A 20,903-nucleotide genomic window follows, 5' to 3' on the forward strand; every position below is an offset into this window, starting at 1 on the left:
TGAGTCGTATGAAACATACAGTGGAGCATCTTTTAAAACACTCTTTGACTGCATTACAACAATCAGGTGCAATTCCCTCTGATCTTGATATTGAGATCAAAGTGGATAATGCAAAAGACCCTGTTCATGGTGATTATGCCAGTAATCTGGCATTAATCCTGGCAAAGCCATGTCGTCAGGCACCCAGGAAAATAGCAGAGCTTTTAGTACAATCTATGCCTGAGGATCCTTCTGTAGAAAAAATTGAAATTGCTGGTGCCGGGTTTATAAACTTTTTTATGCACAGCAGTGCCCGATCTATGATTGTCGGTGAAATACTGAAGCTTGGTAAGGAGTTTGGACGCAGTAATTTAGGTAAAAATCAAAAAGTTTTGATTGAGTTTGTATCTGCCAACCCAACAGGACCCTTGCATGTAGGTCATGGACGAGGAGCGGCCTTTGGCGCTACTCTGGGGAATGTACTAAGCGCTGCCGGTTATGATGTCACTTTAGAATATTACGTCAATGATGCCGGGCGGCAAATGAATATATTGGCGGCCAGTGTCTGGTTGCGCTATCTGGAATTATCTGGTGAGCCCGTCGTATTTCCTGCAAATGCTTATAAAGGTGAATATGTTTATGAGATAGCAAAAAAAGTACACACAGAGCACAGCACCGTTTATGTGCGTCCCTGGCAAGATGTTATCGCCGATCTTCCTGCTGATGAACCTCAGGGTGGGGATAAAGAACTGTTTATTGATGCTGTTATTGAGCGAGCACAAACATTATTAGGAACAACGGGTTTTGCATTGTTTCACTCCTACGCCTTGAATACCGTCCTGGATGATATCAAAGATGATTTATCGGGATTTGGTGTTGAATATAAAAGTTGGTTTTCAGAGCAATCTTTATTTGAAGACGGTTCAATTGAAAAAGGAATTCAGGCGCTGAAAGATGGCGGGCACACTTTTGAAAAAGAAGGGGCGCTTTGGTTTAAAGCCACAGATTTTGGTGATGAAAAGGATAGAGTGCTCGTTCGAGCCAATGGACAAACCACTTATTTTGCTTCTGACGTTGCCTACCACTGGAATAAATACGACCGAGGTTATGATCGCGTGATTGATATTTTTGGTGCTGATCATCACGGTTATATAACCCGGATCCGATCTGCGGTTAAAGCTTTGGGTCATGATGAGAATGCATTAACGGTACTGTTAGTGCAATTTGCTATATTGTATCGAAGTGGTGATAGAGTGCAGATGTCTACACGTAGTGGATCTTTTGTCACTTTAAGAGAACTGCGGGAAGAAGTCGGTAATGATGCGGCTCGCTTTTTCTATGTAGCTCGTAAACCCGAACAGCACATGGATTTTGATTTGGATTTAGCAAAATCTGAGTCAACAGACAATCCGGTTTATTATATTCAATACGCTCATGCACGAATTTGCAGCGTATTGAAACAATTAAACGAACGGGGGATGAACTGGGATCGATCTTTGGGGCTGAAGCACATCAACCTCTTAGATAAGTCTCATGAAACTGCTTTAATTACCTTGGTATGCCGATATCCTGAGATTATTGAATCATCTGCGGCAACATGTGAACCTCATCAACTGGCATACTATCTCAGAGAGCTGGCTAACGGTTTGCACAGTTACTATAACGCAGTTCAGCTTTTATGCGAGGATGAGCAATTACGTTGCGCGCGTCTGTGTTTACTTGAAGCAGTGCGTCAGGTTTTAAATAATGGTCTGGATTTATTGGGCGTTTCAGCTCCAGAGAGTATGTAATGGCAAGAGATTATGGAACCAAGCGCTCCACTCATCATAGAAGAAGCGCTCCTCATCAATTATTGGTAATTGCAGTTACTTTCCTGTTGGGCTATCTGACTGCTACCTTTTGGGATCCACAAACGATAAGTACCTGGATGAATACTCAGGTGCTTGCTAATCATGAGAAACCCCAGGTAGCTGCTAAATCTGAACCTCAGCGAGCACAGGTACCGCCAAAACCCAAGTTTGAGTTTTATACTTTATTGGCTAATGAAAAAGGTGCATCCCATCCGGCAGCAACTACTAATTCAACTGCGGCTCGTCCGACGCCTGCAACTATTACTTCAACTCCGGCCAAGCCAACCCCTGTTTCTAATGGGACTGCAGCGATAACAGCTGCCGCTAATACTTCAGTAAAACCCAAAACACCAGGAACCGCTCAAACTGCTTCTGTAAAAGTTGCTGAAGGAAAGCCATTAACAGCTGCTCAAAGTGGAAAGGGGTCTTTTTTAGTTCAAGTGGCGGCCTTTAAAGCCAGGCAAGATGCTGAACATTTGAAGGGTTTGCTCATTCTCAAGGGGTTCGATGTTCGCGTTGTACCTGTAACCAATGCTCAGGGAAATTGGTTCCGCGTCGTAGTTGGTCCTTATGCAAATCGGGTTTTAGCACAAAAAGCGCAAATTACTTTAGCCAAAAACGAACGACTTCGTGGAATGGTTACACCTGCTGGTGGATAGACATTATCTATTCACCGTCACCTGAATAGTGCCCGCATTTTTTATGGCATGCGGTTTACTCACTGATATTGTTATTTCTTTCAGTTTAAATTCTTTTTTAATTAATTCAGATACTTTATTGGCTACAGTTTCAATGAGTTGAAATGAATTGGATTCAACGAATTGAGTGACTAATTGGCATAGAGCATCATAATCCAGAGTATCCTCCAGATTGTCTTTACATCCAGTAAAGTCGGATGGGATGGTGATGTCGATGAGTAATTGTTGCTTAATCCGTTGTTCCCAAGCATGCACACCAATCTGGGTAGCCACGTTTAGGGCTGATATTTTTAAGTAATCCATCTGCTTGTCCAAGGATGATAAACAATAAACTGGATTTGATTTTACACCAGCGCCATGAATGTATTCAAGAACAGATACCACTGCATTGAACGCTCTATCGTGTTACCATAAGGTTAATTTTATAACGTAATTGAGAATTCATGATGTACGATATCAACCAATCTCTGTTTCTTCGAGCTTTAAGGCGTCAACCAGTTGAACGGACTCCGGTATGGATAATGCGTCAGGCTGGACGATATTTGCCTGAATACAGAAAAACAAGAGAACAGGCAGGTGATTTTTTAAGTTTGTGCAAAAATCCGGAGCTGGCTTGTGAGGTTACCCTGCAACCTTTGCGTCGATTTCCCTTGGATGCTGCCATACTGTTTTCTGATATATTGACTATACCCGATGCAATGGGTTTGGGGTTGTATTTTGCAGAGGGTGAAGGGCCGTGTTTTACTCATCCTGTTCGGGATCCAGAATCAATTGAATCTTTGGTCGTTCCGGATATGGCTGAATCATTAAGTTATGTAATGGATGCTGCGCGTTTGATCCGTCGCGAAATGCCTGAGAATTTACCTTTAATTGGTTTTTCTGGCAGTCCATGGACTTTGGCCTGTTATATGGTTGAAGGTGGTAGTAGCAGAGATTTTAAACGCATTCTCAAACTGGTCTATACTGAAGAGAGAGCCGCTCATATCTTATTGAATAAATTGGCTAACTCGGTGAGTCAATATTTAATTGAGCAAATAAAGGCAGGGGTAAATGCCGTGATGATTTTCGATACCTGGGGTGGGATTTTAACCCCGAAAAATTATCAGGATTTTTCTTTGCAGTATATGCGGCAGATTGTCCGTGAAGTTAAAGCTTATAGTCCGGAAATTCCCATTATTCTTTTTACCAAAGGTGGCGGACAATGGCTGGAACTGATGGCCGATACAGGTTGTGATGCGCTTGGGATTGATTGGACTTGCGATTTAAGATCAGCACGTCAGCGAGTAGGCGAGAAAGTAGCGTTACAAGGGAATCTGGATCCAACCGTTTTGTTAAGCACGGACCAGTGTATTCGCAAACAAGTGGGAGATGTACTGGAATCTTTTGGGCATGGAGCCGGACATGTGTTTAACCTTGGGCATGGAATTACACCCGATGTGCGTCCAGAGCAACTTGCTGTGATGATTGAGTCCGTACATGATCTGAGCCCGCAATATCACTCGAGGTAATTATGATTATTGAAAGTCAATTCAAACCTGCGTGGTGGCTTTCAAATGCTCATGCTCAAACTATTTATGCTTCCTTGAGACATCCTTTGCCAGCACCAGTGGATAAAGTGGAAAAACTTGATTTACCTGATGGTGATTTTTTGAATTTGGCCTGGAGCACGGCCAATCTACCGGATAGTTCTCCCTTGATTGTCATTTTGCATGGATTGGGTGGGTGTGTGAATTCCAGTTATGTTGCTCGATTTATGAATGCTTTTAATCAGCAGGGCTGGCGTGCAGTATTAATGCATTTTCGTGGTGCAGGTCAAGAAATCAATAGATTGCCGCGAGCGTACCATTCTGGTGATACTGCTGATTTGGATTTTTTGATGAACACGTTAACCACTCGAGAACCGAATACAAAAAAAGCCGCTGTAGGTGTGTCTTTGGGGGGAAATGTGTTACTTAAATGGCTGGGCGAGCAGCGGATTCAATCGAAAATTGAAACAGCGGTTGCGGTATCCGTTCCCTTTCAATTGAATAAAGTCGCCGATAAAATGAATACCGGATTTTCTCGTGTGTACCAAACACATCTACTCAATCAGTTTAAATCCGTTTTTGCACGCAAAGTAAATTATTTAAAAAATCCCCCTGAAGTTTTGAAAAGGGCTGCGGATTGTACTTGCTTCTGGACTTTTGATGATAAAGTCACCGCGCCGTTATATGGATTTAATAATGCCCATGCTTATTATCGGGAATCCAGCTCCAGACAGTATTTACGTTATATTGATATCCCGACACTTGTGATACACGCAGAGGATGATCCTTTTATGACAACTGATGTGCTCCCTGCAGAGCATGAATTATCTGACGTCATTACTTTAGAGGTGAGCAAAAAAGGTGGCCATGTTGGCTTTATTGCCGGAAATAAAATATGGGAGCCAGTATATTGGCTGGATCAACGTATTCCGTCGTATATAGCCCAACACTTTAATGTCTAAATCTAAGTGATTGTTTTCGAACAGACTACAGGCTTTGAGAAATAAACCCCCAACCTGCAATCTGATACTGGATTACTCTTACGCGTTTCTAAATTGCCTGCTTAATTGAATGGCCATCTCTATCGATTGCTCGTAATTTAATCTGGGATCAACCAGGCTATGGTACGCTTTTTTAAGATCATCAGCTGCTAAACCTCGAGCGCCTCCAATACATTCCGTTACATTGTCTCCAGTCAGTTCAAAGTGGACGCCGCCCAGATAACTTCCCATGGAATTGTGGATTTCCAACGCTTGTTCCAATTCTGAAAGGATGTTGTCAAAATGGCGCGTTTTAGTGCCGTCGGCAGTAGTTTCTGTATTACCATGCATGGGATCACAAGACCAGGTAACAGGTATTTGAGTTTTTTGTACTGCTTCAATAAGTGGAGGTAATAATCGGTCGATATGTTTGGCTCCCAAGCGCGTAAAGATCAGAACTCGGCCTTCTTCACGATGAGGATTGGCTATTTGAAGTACTTCAGCCAGCCATTCTGCGGTTGCTCCTGGGCCTACCTTAATACCAATTGGATTTTCAACGCCACGCAAAAATTCGAGATGCGCGCTATCAACCTGGGCTGTTCGCATGCCAATCCAGGGGAGATGCGTTGACAGATTGTACCAACGGCCATCTTTTAATTGACGTGTTAAAGCTTGCTCATAATGTAAATGTAAGGCTTCATGAGAGGTATAGAAATCCACTTTGCTCAAATTACTGGAACGGATTCCATCAATTGATTTTAAAAAATCCAAAGCATCGGCGATTGAGTCGACAATGTGCTGATATTCATCTTTTTGTGTTGAATGTTCAACAAATCCCAAATCCCAACGGTCAGGATGATGCAGATCAGCAAAACCTCCATCGAGCAAGGCACGAATGAAGTTAAGGGTCATGGCGGAACAACTGTAGGCCTGCAACAATAATTTGGAATTCGGCTCCCTGGCTGATTGGCTAAATTCAGGGGAGTTGACTATATCCCCTCTATAGCTGGGTAAGGTAATGCCATCAATGGTTTCAAAGTCAGATGAACGGGGTTTTGCATATTGACCAGCAATTCGTCCAACTCGAATGATGGGCTTACGCAAGCCGTACAATAAAATCAAACTCATCTGCAAAATGATTTTCAATTTATTACTAATGACTTCAGAACGGCAATCATTAAAGGATTCAGCACAGTCACCGCCTTGAAGTATAAATGCTTCTCCTCGTCCGGCTCGTGCAATTTCACTTTTTAGGTTCTTGACTTCACCACTGGTTACCAGTGGAGGTAATACACTTAACTGCTCAACTACTTTATTTAATAATTCCTGATCTACGTAAGTTGCCGCTTGCAAATACGAATACCGTTGCCAGGACACTGGCGACCATTCTTGCATAATACACTCATCTGTTTTTTTTGATACCTAAGTATGGAATAAATGAACATTTACTGCAAGTAAGTAAAAAATCTGGTCTATATTTAATTCTTGAATAAGGACTTGAAAAACAAATGAATCGCCCCCATGTGTAACGGTCAGGTTTGTCAGGAGCATATTGATGAGTAAACATGATAAAAAAGATTGGAATAAATTTAAGGAAGAACACACGAACCATGACGAGGATTTCGCTGAAGAAATTCCTGAAGAAGAGGTTCATTCTGAGCCAGCACTTAGTCATCCAAGTTATTTAGCGTTAGAAGAGCAATTGACTCTGGCGGAGCAAAAAGCTCATGAAAACTGGGAAAAATCGGTACGTGCGCTCGCCGAGTTGGATAATGTGCGTCGCCGTATGGAGCGCGAGGTAGCAAACGCACACAAATACGGTATGGAAAAATTGATTTCCGCTTTGTTGCCTGTTGTGGACAGTCTTGAGCAGGCATTGCAGCTTGCAGATAAAAATACAGATGCTGCTATGCATGAAGGACTGGAATTAACCATGAAGCTCTTTACTGATGTATTACAAAAATTTGATACAACCCCAATCGATCCTGTGGGTGAAGCTTTTGATCCTCAAAAACATGAAGCAATGTCCATTCAGGATGTTCCTGGAACTCCTCCGAATTCAGTTATCGCTGTGGTTCAGAAGGGGTATCTGTTGAACGAACGAGTAATTCGACCTGCTCGCGTTATTGTATCCAAAAAATTATCAGCTGAATGAGGCAATGAATCGTGATGATTTTTGCTGTAAAAAAACAGATTTTTTATAAAAAAGCTTGAAATTGGCGTGTTACGCCCCATATGACAATTATCGCATTAGAAACTACTTATTTGGAGCAAGAAAGAATGGCTAAAATTATAGGAATAGACTTGGGTACCACCAACTCTTGTGTTGCTGTAATGGAAGGTGACAAACCCAAAGTTATTGAAAACAGTGAAGGTCATCGAACCACACCCTCTATTGTTGCGTTCACCGATGACAATGAAGTATTGGTTGGTCAGTCTGCAAAACGCCAATCAGTAACTAACCCGGAAAAAACCTTATTTGCGATTAAGCGTTTGATTGGTCGTAAATTTGATGATGCCGTTGTTCAAAAAGACATCAAAATGGTTCCCTATAAAATTGTTAAAGCAGACAATGGGGATGCCTGGGTTCGTGTAAAAGATCAAGACAAGGCTCCACCACAAATCTCTGCTGAAGTATTACGTAAAATGAAAAAAACAGCCGAAGATTATTTGGGTGAAGAAGTTAAGGAAGCGGTAATCACCGTACCTGCATACTTCAATGACTCTCAAAGACAGGCTACCAAAGATGCTGGTCGTATTGCTGGTCTTGAAGTAAAACGTATTATTAACGAACCAACTGCCGCGGCTCTTGCCTATGGTATGGATAAAAAACGTGGTGATTCCATTATTGCGGTATATGACCTTGGTGGTGGTACTTTTGATATTTCTATTATTGAAATTGCAGAAGTAGACGGCGAACATCAATTTGAAGTATTGGCTACTAACGGTGATACCTTCCTGGGTGGTGAAGATTTTGACCTGGCGTTGATTGATTACCTGGCAGCAGAATTCAAAAAGGATTCAGGTATTGATTTACACAACGATCCCTTAGCATTACAACGTCTGAAAGAAGCAGCAGAAAAGGCCAAAATTGAACTGTCATCTGCTCAACAAACTGACGTTAATTTGCCATATATTACTGCTGATGCATCTGGACCAAAACATTTAAACATCAAATTGACTCGTGCTAAACTCGAATCATTAGTTGAAAAACTGGTTGAGAGAACCGTAGCTCCCTGCAAAACAGCATTGAAGGATGCGGGTCTTACTGTGTCACAAATTAATGAAGTGATTTTGGTTGGCGGTCAAACCCGTATGCCTTTGGTTCAAAAGACTGTTGAAGAGTTTTTTGGCAAAGAACCAAGAAGAGACGTGAATCCTGATGAAGCAGTAGCAGTTGGTGCTGCAATCCAGGCAGCAGTATTGTCTGGTGAAGTGAAAGATATTTTATTACTTGACGTAACACCTCTGTCTTTAGGTATTGAAACAATGGGCGGTATTATGACCAAGCTTATTGATAAAAATACTACTATCCCGACTAAAGCCAATCAGGTCTTTTCAACTGCCGATGATAACCAGACTGCAGTGACTGTTCATGTACTTCAGGGTGAGAGAGAGCAAGCGTCAGCAAATAAATCTCTTGGCCGTTTTGATTTGGGTGATATTCCTCCTGCACCACGAGGTGTTCCGCAAATTGAAGTGACTTTTGATATCGATGCCAACGGTATTCTGAATGTATCTGCCAAGGATAAAGCTACTGGTAAAGCGCAGTCTATTGTTATTAAAGCGTCCAGTGGTTTGAGTGACGAAGAAGTTGAAGCAATGGTAAAAGACGCACAATCTCATGCTGAAGAAGATAAGAAATTTAAAGAAATGGCAGAGCTTCGTAATCAGGCAGACACCATGATTCACAGTTGTGAAAAATCCATGAAGGATTTAGGTGCTGAATTGGGTGAAGATGAGAAAAAAGGAATTGAAACCGCAATTTCTGAATTAAAAGAAGCCATTCAGGGAGCCGATAAAGCTCATATCGAAGAGAAACTGAAGGTGTTGACTGAAGCTTCTGGTAAAATGGCAGAGCGTGTTTATGCTAAAAAATCAACAGAAGGTCAGGCTTCATCTGCAGACGCAACACAACATCAGGAATCTTCAAAACCTGCTGATGAAGGGGTTGTGGATGCTGAGTTTGAAGAAGTTAAAGACGACAAGCAATAAAATTGCTTCTGTATTATTGATTCGATTCTAGTCAATAATTAATTGGGTCGGGGCGATTTTATCGTCCCGTTTGTTTTTGACCGCTACTGGTACTTAATCTTTTCAAAAGCGTACTGGTAATGGTCAGTGATTTATAAAAAATGTGAGCAGTTATGGAACAGCGGGATTATTATGAACTCTTAGAAGTTAGTCGAGGCGCTAGTGATGCGGAAATTAAAAAAGCCTATCGCAAACTGGCGATGAAGTATCACCCTGATCGTAATCCCGATGATGCCTCTGCAGAAGAAAAATTTAAAGAAATTCAAAAAGCGTATGCTATTCTCTCCGATTCTCAAAAACGAGCGGCTTACGATCAGTTTGGACACGCTGGTGTTGACGCATCCGCTGGCGGTCATGGTGGTTTCGGTGGATTTGGCGGCTTCGGTGATGTATTTGAGGATATATTTGAAAACATATTTTCGGGAGGACGGGGTCAAGGCCGTCAGTCACGAGGACAAAGAGGTTCCGATCTGCAATTCAACGTGCAACTGACACTTGAAGAAGCGGCAACAGGCAAAGAAGTGGAAATTACTGTTCCACGTCACGGCTCCTGTACGGTCTGCTCCGGTTCTGGAGCCAAAAAAGGCACCAGTCCGAAAACATGCGAAACATGTAATGGAATAGGCCAGGTCAGAATTCAACAAGGATTTTTCTCCATTCAACAAACTTGCCCTAGTTGCCATGGCGAAGGGAAAACCATTTCAGATCCCTGCACCAATTGCCACGGCCAGGGGCGAATCCGTGAGAGCAAGAAATTAACAGTCAAGATTCCTGCTGGTGTTGATAATGGCGATCGTGTTCGGTTAAGTGGCGAAGGAGAGGCAGGGATACATGGTGGAGGTCCTGGAGATCTGTATGTCCAAATAAACGTTAAAAACCATTCGATATTTGAACGCCATGAAAATGATTTGCATTGCGAGGTACCCATTAGTTTTGTTACTGCTGCACTAGGCGGTTCAATAGAAGTACCTACTCTTGAAGGCCGAGTCACTTTGAAAATTCCAGAGGAAACACAAACTGGCAAAGTATTTCGCTTAAGAGGGAAAGGAATGAAGTCCGTTCGTGGTCATGGACAAGGCGATTTGCTGTGTAAAGTTGTTGTGGAAACTCCAGTCAATTTATCGCGAGAACAAAAGGAATTACTGACCCAACTTCAAGAGTCTTTGGAAAGTGCCAAATCGAATCATTCTCCGCGATCCAGCTCCTGGTTTGCCGGTGTGAAAAAATTTTTTGAAGACATGAAATTTTGAAATAAGTAAGTTACAATTGCTGGATTTGTCAAAATGTGCATGGAATGCACTGCATAATTTGTCCTATATGAAGCAATGAGTGACTTATATTGAACATAAAAGAGCATATACATGATTAATAAACCAGCAATTCTAGTGTTAGCTGATGGCACAATGTACGAAGGGGTTTCAGCAGGCGCTGATGGTGATTGTGTTGGAGAGTTGGTTTTTAATACCTCTATGACGGGCTACCAGGAAATGCTAACCGATCCCTCTTACGCCAGACAAATTATTACTTTAACAGCAGCGCATGTTGGTAACACTGGCTGTAATGACGAGGATCTGGAGTCGAATAAAATCTGGGCTGCTGGTTTGGTGATGCGAGACTGTGCCATTTTACACAGTAACTATCGGGCTCAGCAATCACTTCCTGACTGGCTTAAGAAGCACGGGATAGTGGCTATATCTGGTATTGATACTCGTGATTTAACTTTGAGATTACGTGAACATGGTGCGATTGGCTCATGCATCACAACAGAAGTGAATGATCCTGAAAAGGCTCTTGCCAAGGCCAAAGCCTTTTCCGGATTGGAAGGAATGGATCTAGCTCAGGAAGTGTCAAGACAAACCATTGAGCGATGGCATGAGGGCCTGGGCCATTGGGGCTCTGGATCCCAACCCAATCATTTTCATGTAGTGGCTTATGATTTTGGTGTAAAAAATAATATCCTGCGCATATTACATGATAAGGGATGTCATTTAACGGTAGTTCCAGCTAAAACTACTGCTTCAGAAGTGTTGGCAATGAATCCAGACGGTGTCTTTCTGTCTAATGGACCAGGTGACCCAGAGGCTTGCGATTATGCGATCAAAGCAACTCGAGAAATTTTAGAGAGCACAATTCCTGTTTTTGGAATTTGTCTGGGATTCCAGATATTGGCTCTTGCTTGTGGTGGAACAACTCAAAAAATGAAATTTGGACATCATGGGGCAAATCACCCGGTCGTTGCAACTCAAGGTGATAGAAAAGTGTACATTACCAGCCAGAATCATGGGTTTGCCGTTGAAGAAGAAAGTCTTCCTGATTGTTTGGAAGTAACCTACCGCTCATTATTTGATAATACTTTGCAGGGCATCAAACATAAAAGTAAACCCGCTTTTGGGTTTCAGGGGCATCCGGAAGCAAGTCCAGGACCACATGATATCGAAATACTATTCGATGACTTTATACAATTAATGAAAGAAAATCAGGCTAACCGCTAGACTTGTCTGAGAACTGAAAATGAACATTATAATGTAGAGGATTTTCAATGAGTGAATGTTATGTTTTTACCTCCGAATCTGTATCCGAAGGACATCCGGATAAAATAGCCGATCAAATTTCAGATGCTATTTTAGATGCTATTTTAAAGCAGGATCCTGTAGCACGAGTTGCCTGCGAAGTTTTTGTAAAAACAGGAATGGTATTGGTCGGTGGGGAAATAACAACTAAAGCCTGGGTTGATGTTGATGAAATTACCCGTAATGTAATAAAAGAAATAGGTTATAACAGTTCACAAATGGGGTTTGATTGGGAGTCGTGCGCGGTACTTTCTGCAATTGGCAAACAGTCACCGGATATTGCTCAGGGTGTCGATAATAAAACAACCCAAATTATGGGAGCAGGGGATCAGGGGCTCATGTTTGGCTACGCCAGTCGTGAAACCGACGTCTATATGCCTGCACCTATAGCCTATGCACACCGATTAATGGAACAACAGGCCAGTTTACGTAAATCCGGCAAATTACCCTGGTTAAGACCTGATGCCAAGAGTCAATTGACTTTAAAATATGAAAACGGAGTGCCTGTAGAGGTCGATACTGTAGTGCTTTCAACTCAGCATGCCCCAGAGATTAGCCACAGCGAATTAACAGAAGCTGTGCGTGAAGAAATAATTAAAACGGTTATCCCTGCTGAATGGTTAACCAGTAAAACACGTTATTTTATTAATCCAACCGGACGATTTGTTATAGGCGGTCCTCTGGGTGACTGTGGTTTAACCGGACGAAAAATTATTGTAGATACTTATGGTGGTATGGCCAGACATGGTGGCGGATGTTTTTCAGGTAAGGATCCATCAAAAGTAGACCGCTCCGCGGCCTATGCAGCACGCCATGTCGCTAAAAATATAGTTGCGGCAGGATTAGCAGATAAATGTGAAATTCAGGTTTCTTATGCTATCGGTATTGCTGAACCTACCTCAATTTCTGTTGAGACTTTTGGAACTGGCCGTTTAAAAAATAGCGAAATCATTGATTTGATTCATACTCATTTTAATTTAACTCCCCAGGGCATTATTGATCACCACGATTTACTTCGCCCTATATATCAAAAAACAGCTACTTATGGCCATTATGGAAGAGAACAATTTCCATGGGAACGTTTGGATAAAGTGGATGAGCTGAAAAAAGCATTATAATTAAGGAAAATCATATGAACTCAGTAACGGAAGCAACAGTGAAAGAAACTAAAACCCAGGATTTTAAAGTAGCGGATATGTCTCTTGCTGCATGGGGGCGAAAGGAAATAGCGATAGCAGAGACTGAAATGCCAGGTTTAATGGCGTTGCGACAAGAGTTTGGTCCATCTCGTCCTTTAAAAGGAGCTCGAATCGCTGGTTGTTTGCATATGACCATCCAAACCGCTGTACTTATAGAAACACTTATTGCTTTAGGGGCTGAGGTTCGTTGGTCTTCCTGTAATATTTTTTCAACTCAGGATCATGCGGCATCGGCTATTGCTGATGCCGGTATTCCCGTATTTGCCTGGAAAGGGGAAACCGAGGAAGAATACTGGTGGTGTGTAGAACAAACACTTACTGGTCCTAATGGATGGACTCCCAATTTATTATTGGATGATGGTGGGGATTTGACTCAGATTATTCATCAAAAATACCCTCATCTTTTAGCAGGGCTAAAAGGTGTTTCTGAGGAAACGACAACCGGGGTTGCCAGATTGTATGAAATGGCGAGACATGGGCATTTGAAGATCCCTGCAATTAATGTGAATGATGCGGTTACCAAATCCAAATTCGATAACCTTTATGGTTGTCGTGAATCTTTGTTGGATGGCTTAAAACGAGCTACTGATGTGATGATTGCTGGTAAAGTGGCATTGATTCTGGGTTATGGTGATGTGGGCAAAGGATGCGCGCAGGCTTTGCGGGGTCAAGGAGCTTCTGTTCTTATTGCAGAAATTGATCCTATTTGTGCCTTGCAGGCAGCAATGGAAGGTTATCGGGTCGTAACTCTTGATGATGTCGCGGAACAGGTCGATATTTTGGTTACTGCAACAGGTAACTATCATGTAGTGACTCATGATCACATGAGACGCATGAGAAATCAGGCCATATTGTGTAATATAGGCCATTTTGACTCTGAAATTGACATCCACAGCCTGAAACAATATCAATGGGAAAACATTAAACCTCAAGTGGATCATGTTATATTCCCTGATGGCAAAAGGCTTATTATTTTAGCTGAAGGTCGTCTGGTTAATTTAGGTTGTGCAACCGGACATCCAAGCTTTGTGATGTCAGCCTCCTTCACAAATCAGGTTTTGGCTCAAATCGAATTATTTATTAACTCCAATCAATACCAAAATCAGGTGTATGTACTACCCAAATTATTAGATGAAAAGGTCGCTCGCTTGCACTTGGGACGAATTGGCGCCAAATTAACAGAATTAACGGCTGAACAAGCGCAGTACATAGGGGTTAACAAAAATGGCCCTTATAAACCGGATCAATATCGGTATTAAGAATAGCAGGGGCTGTTGTCAGCTCCTTCTAGCCTTGTTTTATGCCCGAGAATTCCTCATTTATTAAAAAGGCACATTCTGCATTGTGACTTATAGATATCGGTGGGGATAGATGAGTTCGTGGGCATTACATGTTTTTTTGTTGGATGCAGAAGCATTATTAAATCAACTTTAAAATGAGGCACCCCTTTGTGGAACGGGTTATTGCTGCTAATTATCTTGTCAGTTTAGAAAAATGCCTTGAGCAATTTGGGGTCTTTCAATTTTTATACCAAATTGGCATCGATCCCGTCAGAGTTCATGATCCATCCCTATATTTATCTATGGCAGAATTTAAACGGGTAATCGAAGCGGCCTATAAGCTCAGCAATTGTCCTCATTTGGGTTTGGTGTTTGGCCAAAGCTTATCCATAGTGAATCATGGCTTTCTTGGATATGCTGCCATGAGCAGTCCAACATTAGAAACAGCGATTCAGATCATGCTCAGTTATCTTAATACTCGAACCAGTCTGTTAAGTCTTGAATTACATCAGGAAGCCAATCTAAATAGAGCGTACATACAAATTATTTCTTTAACAGAAGATCCCTTAATTTCTCGTTTTATGACGGAATTGGCATTGATTCACTTCATCAACATGAGAGCTTTTTTGATTAACAGTTCTGTACCTTGTCCTAGGATCGACGTTGATTACGCTAAACCCGGATATGCTGAGTATTATGAACAGTTATTTCAAACCCAGGTGGTCTTTGCTGCCCCATGCAGCCGAGTGTGGCTTGAAGCAGGGGAGTTAAATGCTCCAATTCATTTTGCTGATGATGTAAGTTATCAGTTAGCCAAAAATCAATTACAGGAAATTGCAAAAAACTTGAGTTTAAATGAGGATTTAATTAGTAAAATAAAGGCAATCATACTGCACAGTAATTTAAATCATCTTAGTATGGATGAAATTGCCAGTACATTATGCATGACCTCACGTACATTAAGACGTCATTTACAAAAACTAGAGGTAACTTATCAAGAACTATTGGATGAAGTTCGGGAGCAAAAGGCTAAAACTTTTTTACTAAATAACGGTATTTCGATAACGGAAGTAAGCTTTTTGTTAGGATTTAATGATACCTCCAGTTTTACAAAAGCATTTAAACGATGGACAGGATTAACTCCTTCTGAATATAAAGATCAACAGGGAATCAGCTGAACAGGGCTGGTGTTACCAATCAATTTGTAATTACTCACGTCATCCAGTAGCTCTCTCATTTTATTCGGGTTAGGTTATCCTTGGTTATTGAGAAGTTAATTCTGATCCTTGTGTTGCTATTTGTTCTCCTGCATACTGAGTCCTGCTGTTATTTTTTAGATTTTGATAAGGAGTATCACACATGGGTTTAAAATCAAGCATTCTGGGATTGAGTCTTTTATCCGTTGCGCATGGTATTACAGCTGCCCCTGCCAATGACACTGTACGAGTGATTATTAAATACAAACAACAACCTGCTGCATTGTCTTCCTTGAAATCACAAGTATTTAAATCAATCCAGTTGCCAGTTAAAGAAATGAAGCCAATGGCCAATGGAGCGTATTCACTCATATTGGATGCCTCGAATGTACCTTCTATTAAAGGTCATGATGGAGACAATACAGATCTGGTTTTGGAGAAACTACGTAAGAACCCTAATGTATTGTATGCAGTTAAAGATCGAATTGGATATTTTAAACCGGTCCCCGATCCTGTGGTCAGTTCGGAATTAAGCCAACTATTATCCCATGAAAGCCAGTGGGATGAGTTTCAGCGTCCTGCAGGAATCATGCTGGAATCAAAAGCGGGATTAAGAGATGGTGCGTGGGCATATACTACAGGTAATGGGAAAAAGCCTATAGTGGTAGCTGTATTGGATACCGGAATTGCATTGAACGACAGTCTGGTGAATAACCTTGTCAAAGACACGGAAGGGAATGTCTGGGGTTGGAACTTCGCAGGTAACAACAATGATTTAAGTGATGAAACCAAGTCGTACCACGGAACTCACGTTTCCGGAACAATCGCTGGATATGGTCAGGTCATGACTGGAGTTGGCGAGGATCTAAAGATTCTGACCGTCAAAATTCCTGCTGCATCCGGAATGTTTTATGAAAGTGCTGTGGTGAATGGAATTTATTGGGCTGTCGGAGGCGAAGTACCCGGAGTTCCAACGAATATGCATCCAGCGAAAGTTTTGAATATGAGTTTTGGGGTAGATGAAAAACCGGGTAAAGAAATTGATTATTGTGATGAAGCACTCCAGGAAGCAGTCTTTTTTGCCCGTAAAAAAGGAGCAGTGCTTGTAGCTGCTGCCGGGAATGATAATCTATGGGAGCATTTTAATGCCCCGGGTGTCTGTAATGGAACTATAAAGGTTGCTTCTACTGGCCCTGAAGGTTTGCGTTCCTACTTTTCTAATTACGGTCCCAGTGTAACTCTGGCTGCTCCTGGTGGTGATAAACGTTATGGTACTGCTGGCGGTATTTTATCAACAGTTAATCCCGGCGGAGGATACAATTCGTCTGGCTTTGATTTTTATCAAGGAACGAGTATGGCATCTCCGCATGTTGCTGGTGTGGCGGGATTGGTTTACGCAGTCAGTGAAAAAACATTGAACGCAGAGCAGGTGGAGCAAATTTTATACATTACCACTCATGATTTCGGCAAAAGTAATGATACAAATAAATCCTGTGTTGGCAAAAAACCCTGCGGTCATGGAATCCTGGACGCAGAAAATGCAGTAAAAACATCGTTAGCAGGGTATGATATTTTATTTTCTGCACCATCAGTGCCTGAATTATCCGTTAAAGCCTGTGGTACTCATTCATTAAAGCCGGAACAGTCTACCGTCAATGTGAATGGAGTTGTCTGGAATCTCAATAAATCAGCTTGTGAAGCTGAAACACAGTATCAAACGCCTCATGTTGCGCTTGGCAAGGATGGACGAATCTATGCTGAGTATGGCGCTGTGCGTTATGTGCTGGATCAGTCTTCTTATAAAGAATGTCATGTCATAGGCTTTGATGGGGTTGGCTGCTTTAAGTAGGAGTTATATGCTTTATTGTAACCGCCAGGTTCTGTGTACGAATTTTTAATTCATTGTAATAAGTCGTCGTTGCGAACAAAATGAAGCAATCCAGTCCAGAATGTAAGCGAAGACTCGATCTGGATTGCTTCGCTAACGCTCGCAAAGACATGTTATTGGAACCTAAAGAGGAGGTCATCCTGGACGTAGTGATAGGTTAAACTTGACTGAAGAATCAGTATCGTGCCAGCTCGGGGATATCCTTTTCTACGTTCAGGATGGCGCATTCCAGGTGATCGTGACAATAAGCCATCCTGAGTGAAACAAGTGATCTCCTTAAGGTGACTGTAAAACAAATACAGCCCTATTTTGAGGAGATCGCTCACTGGGTGAAATTTGACGTGGTTTCAGTTTGTATGTTTATTTTAACCAGTTATTCAGGATATCAATGATTTTTTGTGCTTGATCTGCACTGGAAATATTAAATTTTGATTTTTGCCAATATTGATTATTTCGTTTTTGGTAACGACGAATGGAAAATTTTACCGGACCATAATCATTTTTTGCATTATCCCATTCCTGATACTTGAACATGATTGTGGTCCAAGCACCTTTTGATAATATTTGTTTGTCCAACTCTTTTGTTGTTTCGGTACCATTTTCAGAATAGGCTATGGTGATATCATCTACAGTTTCAGTCATCTGGATTGTTTCCTTAATTAATTGTTGATGGATTGTAGTTTGCCATCAACAAAAGTCAAGGATACTGAAGGTTGATATTGTCCGGGCTGGTAAATCCATATTTGAGGTTTGGTGGCGGTTGGCACAGGCATATTAACAAAAGTGTTGTTGACAACGTCCGGGCTGCCACATGCACCATAAACCTTACTGACAGGATCATTCATCTGGATACTGGTGCCGCTACAAAGGCTGGTTGCATTACTGTTACCGCCATTAATCTTGATTCCCTTTACTTGATTATTAACTACATCGATTTCCATTTGAGCACCGCCACTTCCTGTTTGAACATTCCAAACACCATAAAAGGCAGTACTTGTACCTTGATTGTTATAGATGAGTTGCTGTACCGGTATTTTTTGGGTGAGCGGTTGTTCCGAGTCTTGTTTACTTATTGGTTGCCCGCAGGCTGCTATAACCTCATTAGTACTCATACCCAGATTAATGTAGGCATGGTTTTGAGGACAATAGTATGATTGAGCAGCCAAGAGATTTAATGGCAGCATCAACAATGCGGCACTGGCACAATATATAAAGTTCATATGTTCAATCCGGCTATCCTTTCAAAAATAAGTATAGTCCATTTAGCCAATTATTCCTCAATTATATTAATCGCCAAGGTAAGGATGCACTGATAAATAAAGTAATTACTTTTAAAATGATCATAATTATAAAAGGCGAAAAATCAAAGCCTGATATATCCGGAACTATTTTTCTTCCCAGAATTAATAATGGTTCTGTTAATAAGCGTAGAAAATCAGCAACAGGATGCTGCCAGCCTGGTTTTACATAACTCATAATCACTCGAATAAGTATCGCATAAAAAAGTAAATCACAGGGTTGGATGATTAAATCTGCAGCGATGTAGAGAAGCAGATATCCAATAGGGATGAGTGTGTGGAAAGCAAGCAGGCTCAGGATGGTTATTTTTAGAAATTCAACAATGATTAGAATAATAAAAGCCATCCAGTCGTATTTTTGCCCTGGCTGGTATGTTAATTTAAAAAGGGTTTGTATGGGCCTGATCACGGGATCAGTAACGGATAAGACTACTTGACTTAATGGGCTTAGCGCGCTGACTTTAAAGTAGCGAAGAGCGATACGTAACCATAAAGTCAAGATGACCAAGCCAAAAAATAAAGATGTTAAAAAAATTCCTACAGCAGTAAATCCAGACATTTTTTCCCCTATTGATGCTACTGACCTAAGTTACAGATTGGGTAATTCACGGTGAATTACCAAGGTTTTCATTTTATATTTCAAGAGCCTCTGGAATGGTAAGGTCTCATTACACCCCTCCCAATTCATGTGCACGTTGTTTTGCAGCACTCATTGCCTTAAAAACCAGGGTATGTAATTGCTCCTGCAGTATGTTTACAGCAGCTGCTGTTGTTCCTCCCGGTGATGTTACCCTTGTTCTTAACTGGGATAAACTCAAATCGTTATTATGAGCTAAATTAACCGCGCCCGTAAATGTTTGCAGGGCAAATGTTTTGGCGCTTTGCGGATCCAATCCCAGGTTTACAGCTGCATCTATCATTGCTTCCATAAAGAGGAACACATATGCAGGGCCACTTCCGGACAAAGCCGTGTAGGTATCCATTTCATCTTCGTTAATCGCCCAGGTGGTTAGGCCAATTTTAGAAAAAATCAGCTCTGCCCATTGTTTCTGTTCATTTGTAGTTGCTTCATTAGCGATCATTGGCGTTGCCGCAAGACCAATTGAAGCTGGGGTATTGGGCATGGTACGTATTAAAGCCTGGCTACTCGCACAGTATTGAGCAAACCAGGAAAGGCTTAATCCGGCAGCTACAGAAATCAAAAGGCAATTTTGCGGTATAAGAGGAGTTATTTCTTTTAGAACGGTGCTCATTTGTGTGGGTTTGACAGCCAAAATGATAACGTCTGCATTATTGACCACTTCTTTATTATCATGGTGGGTGTGAATACCTTCTTGATTCATTCCTGTGGTTAATGAAGGGGATGCGGCGGATAATGACCATGACTCCTGTTGACTTAAACCACGGGCAATAGCTTTTGCCATATTGCCGAATCCAATAAAACTGATCTTCATGCTGATGCTCCTCGACGTTCACCAAAAATTGCTCTGCCAATACGAACTATGGTTGCTCCTGCCTTGATTGCCGGAACCAAATCATCGCTCATTCCCATGGATAGTGTATCCATTTTTAGATCGAACTCTTTATTTATGTACTGCATCAGTAGATTTAGTTCATGAAACAGCTGGTATTGTTCCTGAGGATTCCTTATGGGAGGTGGAATGGTCATTAAACCTCTCAGGTTTAAATGAGGTAATTGACTTACAGCAAAAGCCAGATCTGGAGCTTCTTCGCGAGTTACTCCTGACTTGGTTTGTTCCCCCGCCAGATTAATTTGCAGACATACATTCAGCGGCGGGTGTTCTGGGGGTCTGAACTCATTGAGCAGTTTGGCTACTTTAATGCGATCGACACTGTGAACCCAATCAAATAATGACGCAATGCCTTTGGTTTTATTACTTTGAATAGGACCAATGAAATGCCAGCAGATGGGCAGTTGTTTTAATTGGGATATTTTTGCTTCAGCCTCCTGAAAATAATTTTCACCAAAATCCTTGATTCCATTGTTAAACGCTTCCCTGATTGACTCGATACCCTGTTGTTTGCTCACTGCCAGTAATAATACAGAACCCGGAGTTCTGTTTTCAGAAATTTCAGTTTGGCAGATCTCATCATTAATTGCTTTAATACGTTCACTCAGATTCATAGTGTCATCACAACGAGTATAAAAGTGTAACCATATCAA

General features: G+C 41.6%; 19 protein-coding genes. 12 read left to right on the top strand and 7 right to left on the bottom strand.

The features are described from left to right. The first annotated feature begins 8 nt into the window (after positions 1 to 8). Both argS and ELY21_RS05085 read left to right on the top strand, forming a co-directional pair. On the top strand, positions 9 to 1,769 hold the full coding sequence (gene argS / locus ELY21_RS05080; protein ID WP_199741639.1) for an arginine--tRNA ligase: 1,761 nt from the start codon (positions 9 to 11) through the stop codon (positions 1,767 to 1,769). Beyond that, positions 1,769 to 2,488 carry an SPOR domain-containing protein gene (locus ELY21_RS05085; protein ID WP_127107470.1) on the top strand — a complete coding sequence of 240 codons (720 nt, stop codon included), beginning with the start codon at positions 1,769 to 1,771 and terminating at the stop codon, positions 2,486 to 2,488. Before argS ends, ELY21_RS05085 begins: the two co-directional genes overlap by 1 nt. 3 nt (positions 2,489 to 2,491) lie before the next feature. Here ELY21_RS05085 and folB read toward each other — a convergent pair whose 3' ends face one another. Then, positions 2,492 to 2,830, bottom strand: coding sequence for a dihydroneopterin aldolase (gene folB, locus ELY21_RS05090; RefSeq protein ID WP_127107472.1), 339 nt, complete (start codon positions 2,828 to 2,830; stop codon positions 2,492 to 2,494). Positions 2,831 to 2,973: 143 nt separating this feature from the next. On the opposite strand from folB, the gene hemE reads away from it, so the two are divergent. Then, a complete protein-coding gene (gene hemE, locus ELY21_RS05095) occupies positions 2,974 to 4,035 on the top strand; it encodes a uroporphyrinogen decarboxylase (protein ID WP_199741643.1) in 1,062 nt (353 codons plus the stop codon). A 2-nt stretch (positions 4,036 to 4,037) separates the two neighbouring features. Beyond that, the gene (locus ELY21_RS05100) at positions 4,038 to 5,015 is read left to right on the top strand and encodes a hydrolase (RefSeq protein WP_127107476.1); all 978 of its coding nucleotides are present in this window, start codon (positions 4,038 to 4,040) and stop codon (positions 5,013 to 5,015) included. Positions 5,016 to 5,093: 78 nt separating this feature from the next. On the opposite strand, the gene ELY21_RS05105 is transcribed toward ELY21_RS05100, so the two are convergent. Continuing rightward, positions 5,094 to 6,428 carry a 3-deoxy-7-phosphoheptulonate synthase class II gene (locus ELY21_RS05105; RefSeq protein ID WP_028385272.1) on the bottom strand — a complete coding sequence of 445 codons (1,335 nt, stop codon included), beginning with the start codon at positions 6,426 to 6,428 and terminating at the stop codon, positions 5,094 to 5,096. Positions 6,429 to 6,588: 160 nt separating this feature from the next. Here ELY21_RS05105 and grpE point away from each other — a divergent pair, with 160 nt between their 5' ends. The 8 genes from grpE (at position 6,589) to ELY21_RS05145 (ending at position 17,381) form a co-directional block, all read left to right on the top strand. Further along, complete coding sequence (grpE, locus tag ELY21_RS05110) at positions 6,589 to 7,188, top strand: nucleotide exchange factor GrpE (RefSeq protein ID WP_199741640.1); 600 nt, start codon at positions 6,589 to 6,591, stop codon at positions 7,186 to 7,188. A 125-nt stretch (positions 7,189 to 7,313) separates the two neighbouring features. Next, positions 7,314 to 9,248 carry a molecular chaperone DnaK gene (gene dnaK / locus ELY21_RS05115; RefSeq protein ID WP_127107480.1) on the top strand — a complete coding sequence of 645 codons (1,935 nt, stop codon included), beginning with the start codon at positions 7,314 to 7,316 and terminating at the stop codon, positions 9,246 to 9,248. 152 nt (positions 9,249 to 9,400) lie between these two features. Continuing rightward, on the top strand, positions 9,401 to 10,537 hold the full coding sequence (gene dnaJ, locus ELY21_RS05120; protein ID WP_127107482.1) for a molecular chaperone DnaJ: 1,137 nt from the start codon (positions 9,401 to 9,403) through the stop codon (positions 10,535 to 10,537). A gap of 114 nt (positions 10,538 to 10,651) precedes the next feature. Further along, positions 10,652 to 11,779, top strand: a complete 1,128-nt coding sequence (carA, locus tag ELY21_RS05125; protein ID WP_370272508.1) for a glutamine-hydrolyzing carbamoyl-phosphate synthase small subunit — start codon at positions 10,652 to 10,654, stop codon at positions 11,777 to 11,779. A 47-nt stretch (positions 11,780 to 11,826) separates the two neighbouring features. Next, on the top strand, positions 11,827 to 12,975 hold the full coding sequence (metK, locus tag ELY21_RS05130; protein WP_127107486.1) for a methionine adenosyltransferase: 1,149 nt from the start codon (positions 11,827 to 11,829) through the stop codon (positions 12,973 to 12,975). Between the two features lie 14 nt (positions 12,976 to 12,989). Continuing rightward, a complete protein-coding gene (ahcY, locus tag ELY21_RS05135; RefSeq protein ID WP_127107488.1) occupies positions 12,990 to 14,315 on the top strand; it encodes an adenosylhomocysteinase in 1,326 nt (441 codons plus the stop codon). A 191-nt stretch (positions 14,316 to 14,506) separates the two neighbouring features. Beyond that, positions 14,507 to 15,514 (top strand): AraC family transcriptional regulator, encoded by a 1,008-nt coding sequence (locus ELY21_RS05140; protein ID WP_199741641.1) that lies wholly within the window; start codon positions 14,507 to 14,509, stop codon positions 15,512 to 15,514. Positions 15,515 to 15,695: 181 nt separating this feature from the next. Further along, positions 15,696 to 17,381, top strand: coding sequence for a S8 family serine peptidase (locus ELY21_RS05145; protein WP_127107492.1), 1,686 nt, complete (start codon positions 15,696 to 15,698; stop codon positions 17,379 to 17,381). A 399-nt stretch (positions 17,382 to 17,780) separates the two neighbouring features. Here the strand turns inward: ELY21_RS05145 and ELY21_RS05150 are convergent, their stop codons facing one another. From ELY21_RS05150 to ELY21_RS05170, 5 genes are all read right to left on the bottom strand, one after another. Continuing rightward, positions 17,781 to 18,062 (bottom strand): hypothetical protein, encoded by a 282-nt coding sequence (locus tag ELY21_RS05150; protein ID WP_028385282.1) that lies wholly within the window; start codon positions 18,060 to 18,062, stop codon positions 17,781 to 17,783. A 17-nt stretch (positions 18,063 to 18,079) separates the two neighbouring features. Further along, positions 18,080 to 18,640 (bottom strand): DUF2845 domain-containing protein, encoded by a 561-nt coding sequence (locus ELY21_RS05155; RefSeq protein ID WP_127107494.1) that lies wholly within the window; start codon positions 18,638 to 18,640, stop codon positions 18,080 to 18,082. A 61-nt stretch (positions 18,641 to 18,701) separates the two neighbouring features. Continuing rightward, positions 18,702 to 19,277, bottom strand: coding sequence for a YggT family protein (locus ELY21_RS05160; protein ID WP_127107496.1), 576 nt, complete (start codon positions 19,275 to 19,277; stop codon positions 18,702 to 18,704). A 109-nt stretch (positions 19,278 to 19,386) separates the two neighbouring features. After that, complete coding sequence (proC, locus tag ELY21_RS05165) at positions 19,387 to 20,172, bottom strand: pyrroline-5-carboxylate reductase (protein ID WP_127107498.1); 786 nt, start codon at positions 20,170 to 20,172, stop codon at positions 19,387 to 19,389. Further along, complete coding sequence (locus tag ELY21_RS05170) at positions 20,169 to 20,864, bottom strand: YggS family pyridoxal phosphate-dependent enzyme (protein ID WP_127107622.1); 696 nt, start codon at positions 20,862 to 20,864, stop codon at positions 20,169 to 20,171. The genes proC and ELY21_RS05170 overlap by 4 nt, the downstream gene beginning before the upstream one ends. Positions 20,865 to 20,903: the final 39 nt, after the last annotated feature.

The organism is Legionella sp. km535, from assembly GCF_003990085.1.
GTDB classification, from domain to species: Bacteria; Pseudomonadota; Gammaproteobacteria; order Legionellales; family Legionellaceae; genus Legionella; species Legionella moravica.

What these genes read in the sequence shown, in the direction of transcription:
- argS (WP_199741639.1), top strand. Translation starts at nt 9, where the DNA reads ATGAAACATACAGTGGAGCATCTTTTAAAACACTCTTTGACTGCATTA.
- ELY21_RS05085 (WP_127107470.1), top strand. Translation starts at nt 1,769, where the DNA reads ATGGCAAGAGATTATGGAACCAAGCGCTCCACTCATCATAGAAGAAGC.
- folB (WP_127107472.1), bottom strand. Translation starts at nt 2,830, where the DNA reads ATGGATTACTTAAAAATATCAGCCCTAAACGTGGCTACCCAGATTGGT.
- hemE (WP_199741643.1), top strand. Translation starts at nt 2,974, where the DNA reads ATGTACGATATCAACCAATCTCTGTTTCTTCGAGCTTTAAGGCGTCAA.
- ELY21_RS05100 (WP_127107476.1), top strand. Translation starts at nt 4,038, where the DNA reads ATGATTATTGAAAGTCAATTCAAACCTGCGTGGTGGCTTTCAAATGCT.
- ELY21_RS05105 (WP_028385272.1), bottom strand. Translation starts at nt 6,428, where the DNA reads ATGCAAGAATGGTCGCCAGTGTCCTGGCAACGGTATTCGTATTTGCAA.
- grpE (WP_199741640.1), top strand. Translation starts at nt 6,589, where the DNA reads ATGAGTAAACATGATAAAAAAGATTGGAATAAATTTAAGGAAGAACAC.
- dnaK (WP_127107480.1), top strand. Translation starts at nt 7,314, where the DNA reads ATGGCTAAAATTATAGGAATAGACTTGGGTACCACCAACTCTTGTGTT.
- dnaJ (WP_127107482.1), top strand. Translation starts at nt 9,401, where the DNA reads ATGGAACAGCGGGATTATTATGAACTCTTAGAAGTTAGTCGAGGCGCT.
- metK (WP_127107486.1), top strand. Translation starts at nt 11,827, where the DNA reads ATGAGTGAATGTTATGTTTTTACCTCCGAATCTGTATCCGAAGGACAT.
- ahcY (WP_127107488.1), top strand. Translation starts at nt 12,990, where the DNA reads ATGAACTCAGTAACGGAAGCAACAGTGAAAGAAACTAAAACCCAGGAT.
- ELY21_RS05145 (WP_127107492.1), top strand. Translation starts at nt 15,696, where the DNA reads ATGGGTTTAAAATCAAGCATTCTGGGATTGAGTCTTTTATCCGTTGCG.
- ELY21_RS05150 (WP_028385282.1), bottom strand. Translation starts at nt 18,062, where the DNA reads ATGACTGAAACTGTAGATGATATCACCATAGCCTATTCTGAAAATGGT.
- ELY21_RS05155 (WP_127107494.1), bottom strand. Translation starts at nt 18,640, where the DNA reads ATGAACTTTATATATTGTGCCAGTGCCGCATTGTTGATGCTGCCATTA.
- ELY21_RS05160 (WP_127107496.1), bottom strand. Translation starts at nt 19,277, where the DNA reads ATGTCTGGATTTACTGCTGTAGGAATTTTTTTAACATCTTTATTTTTT.
- proC (WP_127107498.1), bottom strand. Translation starts at nt 20,172, where the DNA reads ATGAAGATCAGTTTTATTGGATTCGGCAATATGGCAAAAGCTATTGCC.
- ELY21_RS05170 (WP_127107622.1), bottom strand. Translation starts at nt 20,864, where the DNA reads ATGAATCTGAGTGAACGTATTAAAGCAATTAATGATGAGATCTGCCAA.